The sequence below is a fragment of the Micromonospora echinofusca genome (genome assembly GCF_900091445.1).
Taxonomy (GTDB): domain Bacteria; phylum Actinomycetota; class Actinomycetes; order Mycobacteriales; family Micromonosporaceae; genus Micromonospora; species Micromonospora echinofusca.
On sequence record NZ_LT607733.1, the window covers coordinates 4,015,739 to 4,031,783 of the forward strand.

Annotated in this window: 13 protein-coding genes and 1 pseudogene; 2 read left to right on the forward strand and 12 right to left on the reverse strand. The window is 73.7% G+C overall.

Going from position 1 to position 16,045, the window contains the following annotated elements:
• Positions 1–73 precede the first annotated feature (73 nt).
• Both GA0070610_RS16870 and GA0070610_RS16875 read left to right on the forward strand, forming a co-directional pair.
• Positions 74–490 (forward strand): DNA-binding protein, encoded by a 417-nt coding sequence (locus GA0070610_RS16870; RefSeq protein WP_089000927.1) that lies wholly within the window; start codon positions 74–76, stop codon positions 488–490.
• Positions 491–540: 50 nt separating this feature from the next.
• A complete protein-coding gene (locus GA0070610_RS16875; protein WP_089000928.1) occupies positions 541–897 on the forward strand; it encodes an MmcQ/YjbR family DNA-binding protein in 357 nt (118 codons plus the stop codon).
• Between the two features lie 41 nt (positions 898–938).
• Here GA0070610_RS16875 and argH read toward each other — a convergent pair whose 3' ends face one another.
• The 12 genes and pseudogenes from argH to pheT all read right to left on the reverse strand — a co-directional run bounded on the left by argH (position 939) and on the right by pheT (position 16,020).
• A complete protein-coding gene (argH, locus tag GA0070610_RS16880; RefSeq protein WP_089000929.1) occupies positions 939–2,402 on the reverse strand; it encodes an argininosuccinate lyase in 1,464 nt (487 codons plus the stop codon).
• A 14-nt stretch (positions 2,403–2,416) separates the two neighbouring features.
• The gene (locus tag GA0070610_RS16885; protein ID WP_089000930.1) at positions 2,417–3,622 is read right to left on the reverse strand and encodes an argininosuccinate synthase; all 1,206 of its coding nucleotides are present in this window, start codon (positions 3,620–3,622) and stop codon (positions 2,417–2,419) included.
• Positions 3,619–4,134, reverse strand: a complete 516-nt coding sequence (locus GA0070610_RS16890; protein ID WP_089000931.1) for an arginine repressor — start codon at positions 4,132–4,134, stop codon at positions 3,619–3,621. Before GA0070610_RS16890 ends, GA0070610_RS16885 begins: the two co-directional genes overlap by 4 nt.
• Entirely contained in the window at positions 4,131–5,108 is a 978-nt protein-coding gene (gene argF / locus GA0070610_RS16895) for an ornithine carbamoyltransferase (RefSeq protein WP_089000932.1), read from the reverse strand. Before argF ends, GA0070610_RS16890 begins: the two co-directional genes overlap by 4 nt.
• Positions 5,105–6,502, reverse strand: coding sequence for an acetylornithine transaminase (locus tag GA0070610_RS16900; protein ID WP_231925637.1), 1,398 nt, complete (start codon positions 6,500–6,502; stop codon positions 5,105–5,107). The genes argF and GA0070610_RS16900 overlap by 4 nt, the downstream gene beginning before the upstream one ends.
• A gap of 269 nt (positions 6,503–6,771) precedes the next feature.
• Positions 6,772–7,656 (reverse strand): annotated as a pseudogene (gene argB, locus GA0070610_RS16905) (acetylglutamate kinase); the annotation flags it as partial.
• A complete protein-coding gene (argJ, locus tag GA0070610_RS16910) occupies positions 7,653–8,825 on the reverse strand; it encodes a bifunctional glutamate N-acetyltransferase/amino-acid acetyltransferase ArgJ (protein ID WP_089000933.1) in 1,173 nt (390 codons plus the stop codon). The gene argJ and the pseudogene argB, both read right to left, overlap by 4 nt.
• Before the next feature lie 166 nt (positions 8,826–8,991).
• Positions 8,992–9,993, reverse strand: a complete 1,002-nt coding sequence (argC, locus tag GA0070610_RS16915) for an N-acetyl-gamma-glutamyl-phosphate reductase (RefSeq protein WP_089000934.1) — start codon at positions 9,991–9,993, stop codon at positions 8,992–8,994.
• A gap of 159 nt (positions 9,994–10,152) precedes the next feature.
• Complete coding sequence (locus GA0070610_RS16920; RefSeq protein ID WP_089000935.1) at positions 10,153–11,178, reverse strand: NAD-dependent epimerase/dehydratase family protein; 1,026 nt, start codon at positions 11,176–11,178, stop codon at positions 10,153–10,155.
• Positions 11,179–11,186: 8 nt separating this feature from the next.
• Positions 11,187–11,981 (reverse strand): glycosyltransferase family 2 protein, encoded by a 795-nt coding sequence (locus GA0070610_RS16925; protein ID WP_231925639.1) that lies wholly within the window; start codon positions 11,979–11,981, stop codon positions 11,187–11,189.
• Positions 11,978–13,183 (reverse strand): nucleotide sugar dehydrogenase, encoded by a 1,206-nt coding sequence (locus GA0070610_RS16930; RefSeq protein WP_089000936.1) that lies wholly within the window; start codon positions 13,181–13,183, stop codon positions 11,978–11,980. The genes GA0070610_RS16925 and GA0070610_RS16930 overlap by 4 nt, the downstream gene beginning before the upstream one ends.
• Positions 13,184–13,473: 290 nt before the next feature.
• Entirely contained in the window at positions 13,474–16,020 is a 2,547-nt protein-coding gene (gene pheT / locus GA0070610_RS16935) for a phenylalanine--tRNA ligase subunit beta (RefSeq protein WP_089000937.1), read from the reverse strand.
• Positions 16,021–16,045: the final 25 nt, after the last annotated feature.

Consider the following 16,045-nt stretch of genomic DNA (forward strand, 5'->3'; position numbering starts at 1 on the left):
CCGGCGGCGGCCGGCGCCGACCGCGTATCAACATCTCGTTGACAACGAATCATTGGCATGCTGGAGTGTGGGGATGACCGACTCCTTCACCCCGCCCGACGCCGGCGCGTCCCGGGCGCACCGCACGTACGCCGCGCTGCACCGCATCAGCGAGCGGCACGCCGACACCGAGGCGCGCCGCCGCCGGCACACCAACCCCTACCTGCCGGACACCTACGAGGCGGTCGCGCTGGTCACCGCCCTGGCCGCCGGCGGGGCCGCGGTCGAGCCCGGCGAGGAGCCGGTCGACGACGCGGACCTCGTCGCGGCGCTCACCCTCGTGCCGCACCTGCGTGCCGAGGTCGACACGATGGAGGCGGGCCTGCTGACGCTGGCCCGCAGCCGCGGGCTGACCTGGCAGCAGATCGCGTACGGGCTCGGGCTGGGCAGCGCGCAGGCCGCCAAACAGCGCTACGAACGACTCTCCGCCCGCACCGCCACCACCGACTGACCCCGCCGATGGGCGAGACTGGGCCCGGGAGCGGTGTCGAGGAGGACGCGATGACGCGCGAGGAGATGCTGGCGTACTGCCTGGGCAAGCCGGGCGCCCGGCTGGACCAGCCGTGGGAGGACGACGAGGTGGTGAAGGTCGGCAGCCGGATCTTCGCCTTCCTGGGCTCCTCCGGGGCCGACGACCCGACGGTCGGGGTGAAGTGCGGGCCGAGCCGGGAGGTGGCCGACGAGTGGCTGCACCGGCACCCGGGCGACGCACGGCCGTCGCCGTACATCGGACGCTCCGGCTGGAACAGGCTGCGCCTGGCCGGCGGGATCGACGACGAGGAGCTGATCGAGGCGGTCGACGCCTCGTACGACGCCGTGGTGGCGAAACTGCCGAAGCGCGAACGCCCGGCGGGCTGAACCCCGCGCGGCGCCACCCGGCGCCGCGCGGGGTCGGCGACTCAGCGCGGTACGACCCGCTCGGCGGCCCACTCCCGCCAGCCGACGAGCTGGTCGGCCGCGGTGGCGAGTTGGTCGGCGACCGGCCCGGGGCCGGTCGAGCCGGGCGTGATCCGGGCGGCGAGCGCCGAGCGGACCGAGAGCACGTCGCGCACCGACGGGTCGAGGTGCTCGCTGACCGCCGCGAGGTCGTCGTCGCTGACCTCGTCGAGGGCGCAGTCCCGGGCCACACAGAGCGCCACCAGCTTGCCGGTGATCTCGTGCGCGTCGCGGAACGGCACGTTGCGGCGGACCAGCCAGTCGGCCACCTCGGTGGCGAGGGAGAAGCCCACCGGCGCTGCCGCGACGAGGCGGTCGGCGCGTACGGTCATCGTGGAGATCATCCCGGCGAGTGCGGGCAGCAGCAGCTCCAGGGTGTCGACCGCGTCGAAGGCCGGCTCCTTGTCCTCCTGCATGTCCCGGTCGTAGGTCATCGGCAGGCCCTTGAGCATGGTCAGCACGCTCATCAGCCCGCCGACGAGCCGACCGGACTTGCCCCGGGCCAGCTCGGCGATGTCCGCGTTCTTCTTCTGCGGCATGATCGACGAGCCGGTGGCGAACGCGTCGTCCAGCTCCACCCAGCCGAACTCCTGCGACGTCCAGAGCACCACCTCCTCGCCGAGGCGGGACAGGTGCACCCCGGTCATCGCGGTGACGAAGAGGAACTCCGCGACGAAGTCCCGGTCGGCCACGGCGTCCATCGAGTTGGCGAAGGACGTGCGGAAGCCCAGCTCCTTGGAGACGGCCACCGGGTCCAGCGGCAGGCCGGAGCCGGCGAGCGCGCCCGCGCCGAGCGGGCTGACCGCCGTGCGGTGGTCCCAGTCACGCAACCGCTCCAGGTCACGCAGCAGCGGCTGCACGTGCGCCAGCAGCCAGTGCCCGAAGGTGACCGGCTGGGCGTGCTGCAGGTGCGTCATGCCGGGCGCGGCCGTCTCCACGTGCCGCTCGGCCTGCTCCACCAGGGCCTCGGCCAGCTCGACCAGCCGGCCGGCCACGCCCCGGGCGTGGTCGCGCAGGTAGAGCCGCAGGTCGGTGGCGACCTGGTCGTTGCGGGAGCGGCCGGCGCGCAGCTTGCCGCCGAGGCTGCCGAGCCGCTCCAGCAGCCCGCGCTCCAGGGCGGTGTGCACGTCCTCGTCGTCGACCGTGGGACGGAACTGCCCGGAGGCGCAGGCCGCCTCCAGGTCGTCCAGGGCGGCGAGGATGCGGCCCAGCTCCTCCGGGTCGAGCAGGCCGGCCCCCGCGAGCACGCGGGCGTGCGCGCGGGACGCCGCGATGTCGTACGGGGCCAGTCGCCAGTCGAACTGCACGCTCACCGACAGGCGGGCCAGGGCCTCGGCGGGGCCGCCGGCGAACCGGCCACCCCACAGGCTCGTGCGGTTGGTCGCGGCGCTGTTCTCGGTCAGGCTCTTGTCGTCCACGCCGCCCATTGTGGTGCCCATGCTCAGCAGCCTCCCAGCCGGGCGTCCCGCGCGGCGGCCAGCTTGCTCGGCAGGCCCCAGAGCTGCACGAAGCCCTTGGCCAGGGACTGGTCGAAGGTGTCGCCGGTGTCGTAGGTGGCCATGCCGAAGTCGTACAGGCTGGCCTCCGAGCGGCGCCCGGAGACGGTGGCCCGACCGCCGTGCAGGACCAGCCGTACCTCGCCGGTGACGTGGCGCTGCGCGTCGTCGATGAACGCGTCCAGGGAGCGCTTCAGCGGGGAGAACCACAGGCCGTCGTAGACCAACTCGCCCCAGCGCTGGTCGACGCCGCGCTTGAACCGGGCCAGGTCCCGCTCCACGGTCACCGCCTCCAACTCCTGGTGGGCGGTGACCAGCGCGATCGCGCCGGGCGCCTCGTACACCTCGCGGCTCTTGATGCCCACGAGGCGGTCCTCGACCATGTCGAGCCGGCCGACGCCCTGGGCGCCCGCGCGCCGGTTGAGCTCCAGGATCGCCTGGTACGGGGTGACGGTCTCGCCGTCGATCGCCACCGGGACGCCGGCGTCGAAGGTGATCACGACCTCGTCGGGGTCGCGCTCCTGCGCCGGGTCGCAGGTGTACGCGTACAGCTCCTCGACGGGTGCGTTCCAGATGTCCTCCAGGAAGCCCGTCTCGACGGCGCGGCCCCACAGGTTCTGGTCGACGGAGTACGGCGACTTCGCCGACACGTCGATCGGCAGCCCCTTCTCCTCGGCGAAGGCGATCGCCTTGTCCCGGGTCCACGCGAAGTCCCGGGCCGGCGCGACGATCCTCAGGTCGGGCGCGAGCGCGCCGAGGCCGACCTCGAAGCGGACCTGGTCGTTGCCCTTGCCGGTGCAGCCGTGCGACACGATGGTGCCGCCGTGCCTGCGGGCCGCGGCCACCAGGTGCTTGACGATCAGCGGCCGGGACAGCGCGGAGACCAGCGGGTAGCGGTCCATGTAGAGCGCGTTCGCGCGGATGGCCGGCAGGCAGTACCCGGCGGCGAACTCGTCGCGCGCGTCGATGACCTCGGACTCCACGGCGCCGCAGTCCAGCGCGCGCCGCCGGATGGCGTCGAGGTCCTCGCCGCCCTGCCCGACGTCGACCGCCACCGCGATCACCTCGGCGCCGGTCCGGTCGGCCAGGTAGGGAATGGCGACGGAGGTGTCCAGCCCTCCCGAATAGGCGAGTACGACCCGCTCGGTCATGGTGTGGCGTTCCCTTCCACGTTCTCCTCCCGGCGGGCCCACCCGGTGAGCTTGTCGCCGAGCGCGGCGCCGCCGACGGCCTCGCGGGCCACGACGAGGATGGTGTCGTCGCCGGCGATGGTGCCGACGATCTCGGGCAGGCCCGCCCGGTCCAACGCGCTGGCCAGGTAGTGGGCTGCGCCCGGCGGGGTGCGCAGCACGGCGATGTTGCCGCTGGCGTCGACCCCGTTGAGCAGCTCGCGCAGCAGCCGGACCAGCCGGGCCGGCGCCGCCTCCGCGTCGCGCAGCGGCCGGTGGCCGTCCTCGGGGATCAGGTAGACGGCCCGCCCGTCGCCGCCGCGCGCGGTGACCGCGCCCAACTCCTTGAGGTCCCGGGAGAGCGTGGCCTGGGTGACCTGGATGCCGTCGCCGGAGAGCAGGTCGGCCAGCTCGGTCTGCGAGTGGATCGCCTTGTCGCGGATCAGCTCGACGATGCGGGCGTGCCGGGCGGCGCGGGTCAGCGGGGCGGTCATGGTGTCTCCCTGGTGGCGGCGACGCCCGGCCCTGCTGCGTCCGGGGCGGCGGGCGCGGCCCCGAGGAGGAACGTCAGCAGCGCCTTCTGGGCGTGCAGTCGATTCTCCGCCTGGTCGAACACCACGCTCTGCGGGCCGTCGAGCACCTCGTCGGTGATCTCCTCGCCCCGGTGCGCGGGCAGGCAGTGCAGCACGACGGCGCCGGGCGCGGCGTGCCCGAGCAGCGCGGCGTTGACCTGGTACGGCAGGAACGGGGTGATCCGGTCCAGCCCGTCGTCCTCCTGGCCCATCGAGGTCCAGGTGTCCGTGGCGACCACGTCGGCGCCGGCCACCGCCGCCACCGGATCGGTCAGCGCCCGCACCGAGCCCCCCGTCCCGTCGGCGATCTTGGCAGCCCGGTCGACCACCTCCGGGTCGGGGCCGAAGCCGACCGGCCCGGCGACCCGGACGTGCATGCCGGCCATCGCCCCGGCCAGCAGGTACGAGTGGGCCAGGTTGTTCGCGGCGTCCCCCACGTACGCCAGCGTCCGCCCGACGGTGCCGCCGCAGTGCTCGCGGACGGTGAGCAGGTCGGCCAGGAGCTGACAGGGGTGGAAGCCGTCGGTCAGCGCGTTGACCACCGGCACGGACGCGCCGTCGGCGACCTCGGCGATCCGGTCGTCGCCGTGGGTACGCAGCACGATCGCCGCCACGTAGCGGGACAGCACCCGGCCGGCGTCGGCGAGGGTCTCGCCCCGCCCGAAGTGGGTGACCTGGGTGTCCACCACGAGCGGATGCCCGCCCAGCTCCGCGATGCCGACGTCGAACGAGAACCGGGTACGCAGGCTCTGCTTGTCGAAGAGCACCGCCACCGACCGGGGCCCGGCCAGCGGCCGGTGACCGAACCGGTCGGCCTTCATCCGCGCCGCGAGGTCGAGCACGGCCGACTGCTCGGCGGGGGTCAGGTCGTCGTCGCGCAGGAAGTGCCGGATCACGCGCTCGCCTCCGTAGCGTTCGGCATCGCCGCTACGGTCGGCGCGGTCGGCGTCGAGATCTTGGTAGGTTCCGGCCCCTCCAGGGGCCGATTCGTACCAAGATCTGAAACGGGATCGGGGGTGGCGGCAGGGGTCGGGACGGGGCCGGCGGTCGGGACGGAGCCGGCGGTCGGGACGGAGCCGGCGGTCGGGACGGGGCCGGCGGTCGGGACGGAGCCGGCGGCGGCGGGGGTTGCGGCGTCCAGGGCGGCGGGGAGGGCGGCCAGGAGGGCGTCGGCCTGGGCGACGGTGAGGATCAGCGGCGGGGCGAGCCGTACCACGCCGGGCTGCACCGGGTTGACCAGGAAGCCGGCCTCGCGCAGCGCCTCGGCGAGCACCTTCGCGACGGGCGCGGCCAGCACCACACCGAGCAGCAGGCCGGCGCCGCGTACGCCGTCGACCAGCGGGTGGCCCAGCGCCTCGATCCCCCGGCGCAGCCGCTCGCCGACCCGCTTGACGTGGTCGAGCAGCCCTTCGCTGGCGATGGTCGACACCACCGCGAGGGCGGCGGCGCAACTCACCGGGTTGCCGCCGAAGGTGGTGCCGTGGGAGCCGGGGGCGAGCAGTTCGGCGGCGCGGCCGAAGGCCAGGCAGGCGCCGATCGGCAGCCCGCCGCCGAGCCCCTTGGCCAGGGTCACCACGTCGGGCTCGACACCATCGGCCTGGTGCGCGAACCAGTGGCCCGTACGCCCGACGCCGGTCTGCACCTCGTCGAGCACCAGCAGCGCGCCGTGCCGGGCGGTGATCCGCCGCGCGGCGGCCAGGTAGCCGGCCGGCGGGACCACCACGCCGTTCTCCCCCTGCACCGGCTCCAGGATCAGCATGGCGGTGGCGTCGCTGACCGCCGCCTCCAGGGCGGCCACGTCGCCGTAGTCGACGTGCGTCACCTCGCCGGGCAGCGGGCGGAACGGGTCGGCCTTGGCCGGCTGGCCGGTGAGGGCGAGCGCGCCCATGGTGCGCCCGTGGAAGCCGCCCCGGGTGGCGACCACGTGCGAGCGGCCGGTGAGCCGCGACAGCTTGAACGCCGCCTCGTTGGCCTCCGCGCCTGAGTTGGCGAAGAAGACCCGTCCGGGCCGCCCGGCCAGGGCCAGCAGCAGCTCGGCGAGGGCCACCGGCGGCTCGGCGACGTACAGGTTGGAGACGTGCCCGAGGGTGGCTACCTGCTTCGACACGGCCGCCACCACCGCCGGATGGGCGTGCCCGAGCGCGTTGACCGCGATGCCGCCGACGAAGTCGACGTACTCCCGGCCGGCGTCGTCGACCACGACGGCGCCGGAGCCGGAGACGAGGGCGAGCGGCGGCGTACCGTAGTTGTCCATCATGGACTGCGCCCAACGCTCGACGAGCGTGCTCATCCGGCGGCCCTGCCTTCCTGGTTGACGACCGCGGGGCCCGCGGATCCACTGCTCGCGCTCACGGCGCCTGCGTCGTTCCCGACTGCGGGGCTCGCAAGCTCACTCCTCGCGCTCACCACACCGCCCTCGTTCCCGACTGCGGGGCTCGCAAGCTCACTCCTCGCGCTCACCACACCGCCCTCGTTCCCGACTGCGGGGCTCGCAAGCTCACTCCTCGCGCTCACCACACCGCCCTCGTTCCCGACTGCGGGGCTCGCAAGCTCACTCCTCGCGCTCACCACCATGGTGCCGAATCCTTCGGAGGTGAAGACCTCCAGCAGCGTGGAGTGGGCGACCCGGCCGTCGACGACGTGCGCGGCCGGAACCCCCTGTTGCACCGCCCGCAGGCACGCCTCCATCTTGGGGACCATGCCGCTGGACAGGGACGGCAGCAGCGCCGCCAGTTCGTCCACGGTGATCTCGCTGACCAGGCTGTCGGTGTCGGGCCAGTCGGCGTAGAGGCCGGGCACGTCGGTGAGGACGACCAGCTTGCGGGCGTCGAGGGCGACGGCGAGGGCGGCGGCGGCCGTGTCGGCGTTCAGGTTGTGCAGCACCCCGTCGGCGTCGGGCGCCACCGTGGAGATCACCGGGATGCGGCCGGCCGCGATCAGGTCGGTGACCGCCGAGGCGTCGACCGACTCCACGTCGCCGACCTGCCCCACGTCGACCGCCTCCCCATCGACGTACGCGGGCCGCCGCACGGCGGTGAACAGGCCGGCGTCCTCGCCGGAGAGGCCCACCGCGAACGGCCCGTGGGCGTTGATCAGCCCGACGAGCTCCCGGCCGACCTGGCCGACGAGGACCATCCGGACCACGTCCATCGCCTCCGGGGTGGTGACCCGCAGGCCGCCCCGGAACTCGCTGGCGATGCCCAGCCGACCGAGCATGGCGGAGATCTGCGGGCCGCCGCCGTGCACCACGACCGGCCGGAGGCCGGCGTAGCGCAGGAAGACCATGTCGGCGGCGAAGGCCCGCTGGAGCTCGGGGTCGATCATGGCGTTGCCGCCGTACTTGACCACGACGGTCGAGCCGGAGAAGCGGGCCAGCCAGGGCAGCGCCTCGATCAGCGTGGCCGCCTTGACCTGGGCGCGGGCGAGATCGGTGGAGAGGCTCATGTCGAGTAGGCCGAGTTCTCGTGCACGTACGCGTGGGACAGGTCGTTGGTCCAGATCGTCGCCTCGGCGGCGCCGGCGTGCAGGTCGATGCGGATGGTGACGTCCCGTCCGCTCAGGTCGACCTTCGACCGGTCCTCGGCGGCGGCGCCGGAGCGGCACACCCACACGCCGTTGACCGCGACGTCGACCCCGTCGGGCTCGAACGCGGCGGCGGTGGTGCCGACGGCGGCGAGGATCCGCCCCCAGTTCGGGTCGTTGCCGAACAGCGCGGTCTTGACCAGGTTGTTGCGCGCCACCGACCGCCCCACCTCGACGGCGTCGTCCTCGCTGGCCGCCCCGACCACGTCGATGGCGATCTGCTTGGTGGCGCCCTCGGCGTCGGCGATGAGCTGCTGGGCCAGGTCGTGGGCGGCGGCGGTGACGGCGGCCGCCAGCTCGGCGGGGGTCGGCGCGATGCCGCTCGCGCCGCTGGCCAGCAGCAGCACCGTGTCGTTGGTCGACATGCAGCCGTCGGAGTCGATCCGGTCGAAGGTGACCCGGCACGCCTCGCGCAGGGCGGCGTCGAGGGCCTCCGGCCCGGCCACCGCGTCGGTGGTCAGCACGCAGAGCATGGTGGCCATCGCCGGGGCGAGCATGCCGGCGCCCTTGGCCATGCCGCCGACGGTCCAGCCGCTGCCCCGGGCGACCGTGGTCTTGGGCCGGGTGTCCGTGGTCATGATGGCCTCGGCGGCCGCCGCGCCGCCGTCGCGCGACAGCCGGCGGATCGCCGAGCGTACGCCGGGGAGCAGCTTCTGCATGGGCAGCCGCTCGCCGATCAGGCCGGTCGAGCAGACCGCCACGTCGGCGGCGCCGAGCATCAGCCGGGAGCTGGCCGAGGTGAGCGCGGCGGCGGTGTGCTCGGCGGTGGCGTGGGTGTCCTGGAAGCCGGCCGGCCCCGTGCAGGCGTTGGCGCCGCCGGAGTTGAGCACCACGGCCCGGGCGACCCCGCCGCGCACCACCTGCTGCGTCCAGAGCACCGGCGCGGCCTTGACCCGGTTGGCGGTGAACACGCCGGCGACGCCGGCGTCCGGGCCGTCGTTGACGACCAGCGCGACGTCGCTCGCGCCGCTTGTCTTGAGCCCGGCGGCCACCCCGGCCGCCCGGAACCCCCGCGGAGTCGTGACGCTCACCGCGCTCCCCCTTCGTCCGCGACCGCCCGGCCGCGCCGCGCCGCGCTCACAGCTACTGCTCCCTCGTTCACGACCGCCCGGATCCGCCGCGTCGCGTTCCTCGCGCCCGCAGGTACCGCTCCCTCGCTCGCGTACGCCGGGCTGCGCCGCGTCGTGCTCCGCGCGCTCACGGTGCGACGCCCCAGACGGACAGGCCCGTGGTCTCCGGCAGGCCGCACATGAGGTTGGCGTTCTGCACCGCCTGGCCGGCGGCGCCCTTGCCGAGGTTGTCCAGCGTGCTCAGCACGATCATCCGCCGGGAGTCGACGTCGACGGTGGCCTGGAGGTGGCAGGAGTTGGAGCCGAGGGTGGCGGCGGTGTGCGGCCAGGCCCCCTCCGGCAGGACGTGCACGAAGGGCGCGTCCGCGTACGCCTCGGCGAGCACCGCCCGCGGGTCGACCCCCCGGGCCGGCACGGCCGTCACCGTGGCGAGGATGCCCCGGGGCATCGGCGCGAGCACCGGCGTCAGCGACAGGCCGGTCGCGCCGGTGGCCTGCTTGATCTCCGGTACGTGCTGGTGGGTGCCCACGCGGTAGGGCGACAGGTCGCCCATCACCTCGCTGCCGAGCAGGTGCGGCTTGGCCGCCTTGCCCGCGCCGGAGGTGCCCGAGGCGGCGACGACCACCACGTCGGCCGGGGCGGCGGCGCCGGCGGCGACCAGCGGGGCGAGGGCCAGGATGATCGCGGCGGCGTAGCAGCCCGTGTTGGCGACCCGGGTGGCACCGGCGATCAGCTCCCGCTGGCCGGGCAGCTCGGGCAGGCCGTAGGTCCACGGGCCGGCGTGGGTGCCGCCGTAGTAGTTGGCCCAGGCGTAGGGGTCGGCGAGCCGGTGGTCGGCGCCCAGGTCGACGACGCGCACCTCGGGCGGGAGCTGGGCCGCCAGGGCCGCCGACTGCCCGTGCGGCAGGGCCAGGAAGACCAGGTCCGCGTCGGCCAGCGTCGCCGCGTCCGTCTCGCCGAGGATCAGGTCCAGGCCGGCGAGCTGCGGATGTACGACGTCGAGCCGGTGCCCCGCCTGGCTGTGCGCGGTGGCGGCGACCAGCTCGAACTCCGGGTGCCCGGCGACCAGGCGGATCAGCTCGCCCCCGGCGTAGCCGCTCGCCCCGGCAATCGCAACCCGGATACCCATTCCCACCTCCGCATGACTATGCAGGAAGCCTAGCAATGACGGACCGCCCTCTGCAAGTTCATGCAATTGACCGTATGGCAATGAGAGACGTGACCCCCGTCATGGCGGAGGCCCGCGCCGCGGTGCGCGGACACGGGCCTCGAACCGGCGGGGGACCGTTCAGAGGCGGCCCTCCTCGACCGCACGGGTCACCCACGGGATCACCTCGTCGAGCATCTCGTCCAACGAGGTGCTCGCCGTGAAGCCCAGCACCTCACGGGACTTGGTCACGTCCGGCACCCGCTTCTGCACGTCGTACCGGTAGGGCTCGTCGGAGACGTACTGGAAGGGAACGTGCTCGCCCTTGATCTTGCGCCAGATCAGCTCGGCCAGCTCCAGGACCGTGGTCGACTCGGCCGTGGAGAGGTTGAAGTCCTCGTTGCGCGCCGCCGGGTGCTCGATCGCCGTGGCGATGCCCCGGGCCAGGTCACCGCCGTAGGTGTAGTGCCGGACCTGGTTGCCCTCGCCGAGGATGTGCAGCGGGTCCTGCCCCTTCACGATCTTCTGCACCAGATCGGGCACGACGTGCGACATGGCCAGCTTGACGTTGCCGGAGAGCACCTCGGCCTGCCCCAGCGCCCGCCCCTCCCCCACGCCGACGCAGTTGAACGGCCGCACGATCGTGTACGGCAGCTGGTACTGCTCCCAGGCCGCCCGGGCGTAGTACTCCACGGCCAGCTTCTGGAAGCCGTACGACGACAGCGGCGGCGGGATGCGGCGCTCGTCGCCCTCCCGGCTGGGCCAGTGCCCGGTGGACTCGAAGACCATCGAGGAGGAGAGGTAGGTGACCTTCGCCAGGCGGCCGTCGCGGTGGGCGCGGATCGCCGCGTCGCAGGTGGCCGCCATGATCCGCTCGTTCGTGGCGAGCAGGTCGTAGGCGTACGCGTGGAAGTAGGAGATGCCGCCGATCATCGCCGCACCGGCGACCAGGTGGTCGCAGCCGTCCAGCAGCTCGGTGAGCAGGTCCGCGTCCCGGGCGTCGCCCTCGACGAACCGGAACCGGGGGTGCTGGTCGTAGCTGTGGGTGACCGGGCCGTACTTGGAGAAGTCGTCCACACCGACGACCTCGTGGCCCCGGTCCAACAACTCGGAGACGAGATAGCCGCCGATGAAGCCGGCCGAACCAGTTACCAGGACCTTCGCCACGTGCGCTCCTATGCGGTCGTCTCGAACTCGGTGCTGTCCTGCGGGTCGCGCTGGGCCGGCACGGCCCCGCTCGGGGCGGCGCGGCCGGCCAGTCTCTCCCGGCTCAGCCGTCGACCGTAGGCGAAGAAGTACCAGCGCAGGTAGCCGGGGAGGAAGCGACCGAGGTCGAAGTGGGACTCCCCCAGCGGCCGGTCGAGCCAGATGGTCGGGATCTCGGCCACGGGCAGCCGCAGCCGGGTCGCCTTCGCGGTCAGCTCCAGCCCGATCTCGAAGCCGGTCCGCGACTCGATCCCCACCTCCCGCACGAACGCGGTGTCGTACGCCTTGAAGCTGTTCGTGGCGTCGCGGGTGCCGACGCGGGCGAGGGTGTAGAGGCTGCGTCCCGCCCAGCGCGACATGATCCGCTTCAGCCGGGGCCCGCCGACCTGCTGGCCCCCGGGCATGTAGCGGGAGGCGGCCGCGACCACCACCCCCCGGTCGACCAGCCGGGCCAGCTCGTCGATCTGGCGGGGATCGTCACAGCCGTCGGCCATGGTCACGACCACCACCGGGGCGAGCGCCGCGTCGATGCCGAACCGGATCGCGTTGGCCGGACCGCGACCGTAGGTGTTGAGCACCGCCCGCACCCGCGGGTCCGTGCGGGCGACCTGCTCGACGTACGGCACGGTGGTGTCCTCGGGCATGTCGTGTACGACCAGCACCTCGGCGGGCAGCAGCATCTCGCGCAGCATCCGCTCGAGGCAGCGCAGGATCGCCTCGCCCTCGTTGTAGACCGGCACGATCACCGAGACCCGGGGCTTCACACCCGCACCCCCTGCCCGGTCAGGCCCCACATGTCGATGATCGGCTTGTCGGTCTCCAGGCGGGCGTACTGCTCGTGCGGGGCGGCGATCACCAACAGGTCGGCCCGGCGCAGCACCTCGTCCAGGTCGACGAACCGCTCGTCGACCACGTGGGGGTCCGTGCAGAGCGTCTCGCGGGTCTTCAGCGCCAGGATCTTGCGCAGCTTGTACGCCAGGCTCTCCCGGGGATCGTCGCTTCCGCCCTTGAAGGCCATCCCGAGGATGCCCACGGTCAGCTCGGACAGGTCGAAGCGGTCCTCCAGGCGGGACACCAGGTAGAGCGGCAGTCCCTCGTTGATCAACATGGCGGAGTGGCCGAGCACGAAGTTGTTCCGGTTGAACGCGGCCAGCTGCATGGTGTCCTTGAACAGGCACGGCCCGGCCGCGAACCCGGGCATCGGCAGGTCCGCCGCGCGCGGGTAGTCGTGCGCCACGGCGTGCCGGATCCGGGCGAAGTCCAGACCGAAGTCGTTGGCCATCATCCAGAACTGGTTGGCGGTGGCGAACTTGATGTAGCGCCACGTGTTGGTGAACAGCTTCGCCAGCTCGGCCTCCTCGGGCTCGAGCGGCACGATCTGGCTGGTGAGGTGCCGGAACAACTTCTCGGCGCGGGCGAGCGCCCCCGGCGTACGGGCGGCGACGATCTGCGGCAGCGTGAACAGCTCCGTCATCGCCCGCCCCTCGGCGATGCGCTCCGGACAGAACGCCACGTCGGCGCGGATGCCCTTGCCGGCGAGCAGCTTCTCGGTCAGCGCGGTGACCCCGGGGTAGACGGTGCTGCGCAGCACGACGAGCTGCCCGTCGCGCAGGTGCTCGGCGCAGCGCTCCAGGGCCCGGGGCACGGCGCCCAGGTCCGGGTTGAGGTGCTCGTCGACCGGGGTGCCGACCACCACGACGAGGTGCTCGGAGGCGCCGACGCTGGCCGGGTCGGTGCTGGCGCGCAGCCGGCCGGCGGCCACCGCCTCCGCGAGCGCCTCGGCCGCGCCGGGCTCCGCGAAGGGCAGCCTGGCCGCGTTGACGGTGTCGACCGCGTCGGCGTTGATGTCGTACAGCACGACGGAGAGGCCGCGCGAGGCGAAGGCGATGCCCAGCGGCAGCCCCACCCGCCCGCAGCCGCCCACGATGCAGACATCGACGGTGGTGATCGGCGGATCCTCGGACATGACTCGACTCCCGTGGGGGCGGCGGGGGTGTGACTCCGGCTACACCTGGAATCAAAGCAGGTTAACCGCTCGGATGTGACTGGCGGGTAGCCAAAAATTTCGAGGCCCCTGACCTTTCAGCCGATACGTCGGAGGTGATCTTGGACAGCAGCGCGGGCTGGCGGGCGGCCACACGAGTCCGGCCAGGCACGTACCGTGACACCCGGTCAGGCTCGCTCCTCGAGGAGCAGGATCTCCGGGTGCATGACGAATGCCCCTCCCGCGTCGGCGGAAGGGGCATTCGCCGTCACTCAGGCGCCGCGCAGGGTGGCGCCGAAGCGCTCCGCGGCGCGGGCGACCGCCGCGTCCCGGGCGGCCACCGCCTCCTCCACGGTCAACGTCCGGTCCGGCGCCCGGAAGGTGAGCTTGTACGCCAGCGACCTGCGGTCCGCCCCGAGCTGCTCCGAGGCGTACACGTCGAACAGGCGCACGCCCTCCAGCAGGCCGCCGGCACCCTCGACGAGGGCCTGCTGCACCTGCGCCGCCGGCACCGAGGAGTCGACGACCAGCGCCACGTCGATCAGCGCCGGGGGGAAGCCCGACACGACCGGCGCGGACGCCACCGGGGCGGCCGGCAGCGCGTCCAGGTCGAGCTCCATGGCGCTGGTGCGCCGGGGCAGCTCCAGCGCCGCCAGGACCGCCGGGTGCAGTTCGCCGGCGTACCCGACCACGGTGCCGTCGACCAGCAGCTCGGCGCACCGGCCGGGGTGCCAGGGGGCGTGCTCGGCGGCCTGGACCTCGATCCGCTCAGCGGGGACCTCGGCGGCGTCCAGTACGTCCCGGCCGGCCTGCACGGCGTCGGCCCAGCCGGCCGGGCGGCCCGCGCCCCACCAGCCCGCCGGCTCCACGTCGCCGGTCAGGACGACGGCGACGTGCCGGGGCTGCTCGGGCACCACCGCGTCGGCGGCGGCGAACTCCTCGTCGGTGGGGCGCCGGTCCACGCCCATCGCCGGCGGGCTGCCAGCGCCGGTACGCGGGTGGAACACCGCGCCGATCTCGTAGAGGGCGAGGTCGCGCTGGCCCCGGCCGAGGTTGCGCTTGACGATGCCGAGCAGCGGGCCCAGCAGCGTGGTGCGCAGCAGCGGCTCCTCCTCCGACAGCGGGTTGGCCAGCCGCACCGCGCGCCGACGCGGGTCGTCGGCCGGCAGGCCGAGCTGGTCGGCCAGCCCGGGGGCGACGAACGGGTGCGCGAGCACCTCGACGTACCCCCGCTCGGCCAGCGCCCGGGCCACGGCCCGGCGGCGCCGCTGCTGCCAGGTCAGGCCGCGTCCGGGCGGCGCGGTCGGCAGCACCGACGGCACCCGGTCGTACCCGTCGAGGCGGACCACCTCCTCGACCAGGTCGGCCGGGTCGGTCAGGTCGGGCCGCCAGGTCGGCGGGGTGACGCTGAGCGCGTCGTCGGCACCGGCGGTCACGCCGACCTCGCCCGGGTCCTCGGTCAGCCGGTCTGCGCCCCGCGCGACGGTGCAGCCGACCTGCTCCAGCAGGGCGACCACCCGCGCCGGCGGGTAGTGCACGCCGACCCGCTGGCTCGGCAGGTCGACCGGCAGCACGACGGGGGTACGCGGACGCACGTGGTCGATGTCGAGGATCTCGTCCCCGGCCGCGCCACCGGCGTGCTCGGTGAGCAGCCCGACCGCCCGCGCGATGGCGACCAGCGGCAGGGCCGGGTCGACGCCCCGCTCCCACCGCTTCGCCGCCTCGCTGAACAGCTTGTGCCGGCGGGCGGTGCGCCCGACCATCACCGGGTCCCAGTGGGCGGCCTCGAAGAGCACGTTCGTCGTCTGGGCGACGACCTCGCTGGTCTCGCCACCCATCACGGCGGCCAGCGAGATCGGGCCGGTGTCGTCGCAGATCACCATGTCCTCGGGCGCGAGGGCGCGGGTGACCCCGTCCAGGGTCGTCAGCTTCTCCCCCGCCTCGGATCGCCGGACCACCAGCGGCCCGGCGATCCGGTCGGCGTCGAAGGCGTGCATCGGCTGGCCCAGTTCGAGCATCACGTAGTTGGTGATGTCGACCGGCAGCGAGATGCAGCGGATGCCGGCGGCGGTGAGCCGCCGCTGCATCCAGCCGGGGGTGGGCGCCGCCGGGTCGACGCCGCGCACGAGGCGGGCGGCGAACCGGTCGCAGCCGACGGTGTCGCGCACCTCGACCGGGTACGCGGGCGTGTCGGTGCCGCCGGGCGCGGGCGCCAGGCCCGGGTCGCGGAACGGCACGCCGAGGGCGTGCGACAGCTCCCGGGCCAGGCCGCGCACGCTCATCGCGTACCCCCGGTCGGGGGTGATCTCCAACTCGACCACGACGTCGTCGAGCCCGACGACGGGCCGCGCGTCGTCGCCCGGCTTGGCCGGTACGTCCCCGGGCAGCACGATGATGCCGTCGTGGTCGTCGCCCAGGCCCAGCTCCCGCGCGGAGCAGATCATGCCGTTGGAGTTGCGCCCGTACGTCTTGCGCGCGCCGATGGCGAAGCCGCCGGGCAGCACGCCACCGGGCAGGATCACCACGACCCGGTCGCCGGGGGCGAAGTTGCGCGCCCCGCAGACGATCTCCTGCGGCTCGCCGGTGCCGTTGGCGTCGCCGACGTCGACCCGGCAGAACCGGATCGGCTTCTTGAAGCCGGTCAGCTCCTCGATCTCGCGGACCTCACCGACGACCAGCGCACCGGTGACGGTCTCCCGCAGGTCCACCACGGACTCGACCTCGACGCCGAGGTCGACCAGGGCCTGCTCCAGGTCGGCCGTGGGCAGGTCGGCGGGGAGGTCGACGTACTCCCGCAGCCAACTGACAGAAACTCGCATGACTCAGACCACCGTCTCCGTGACT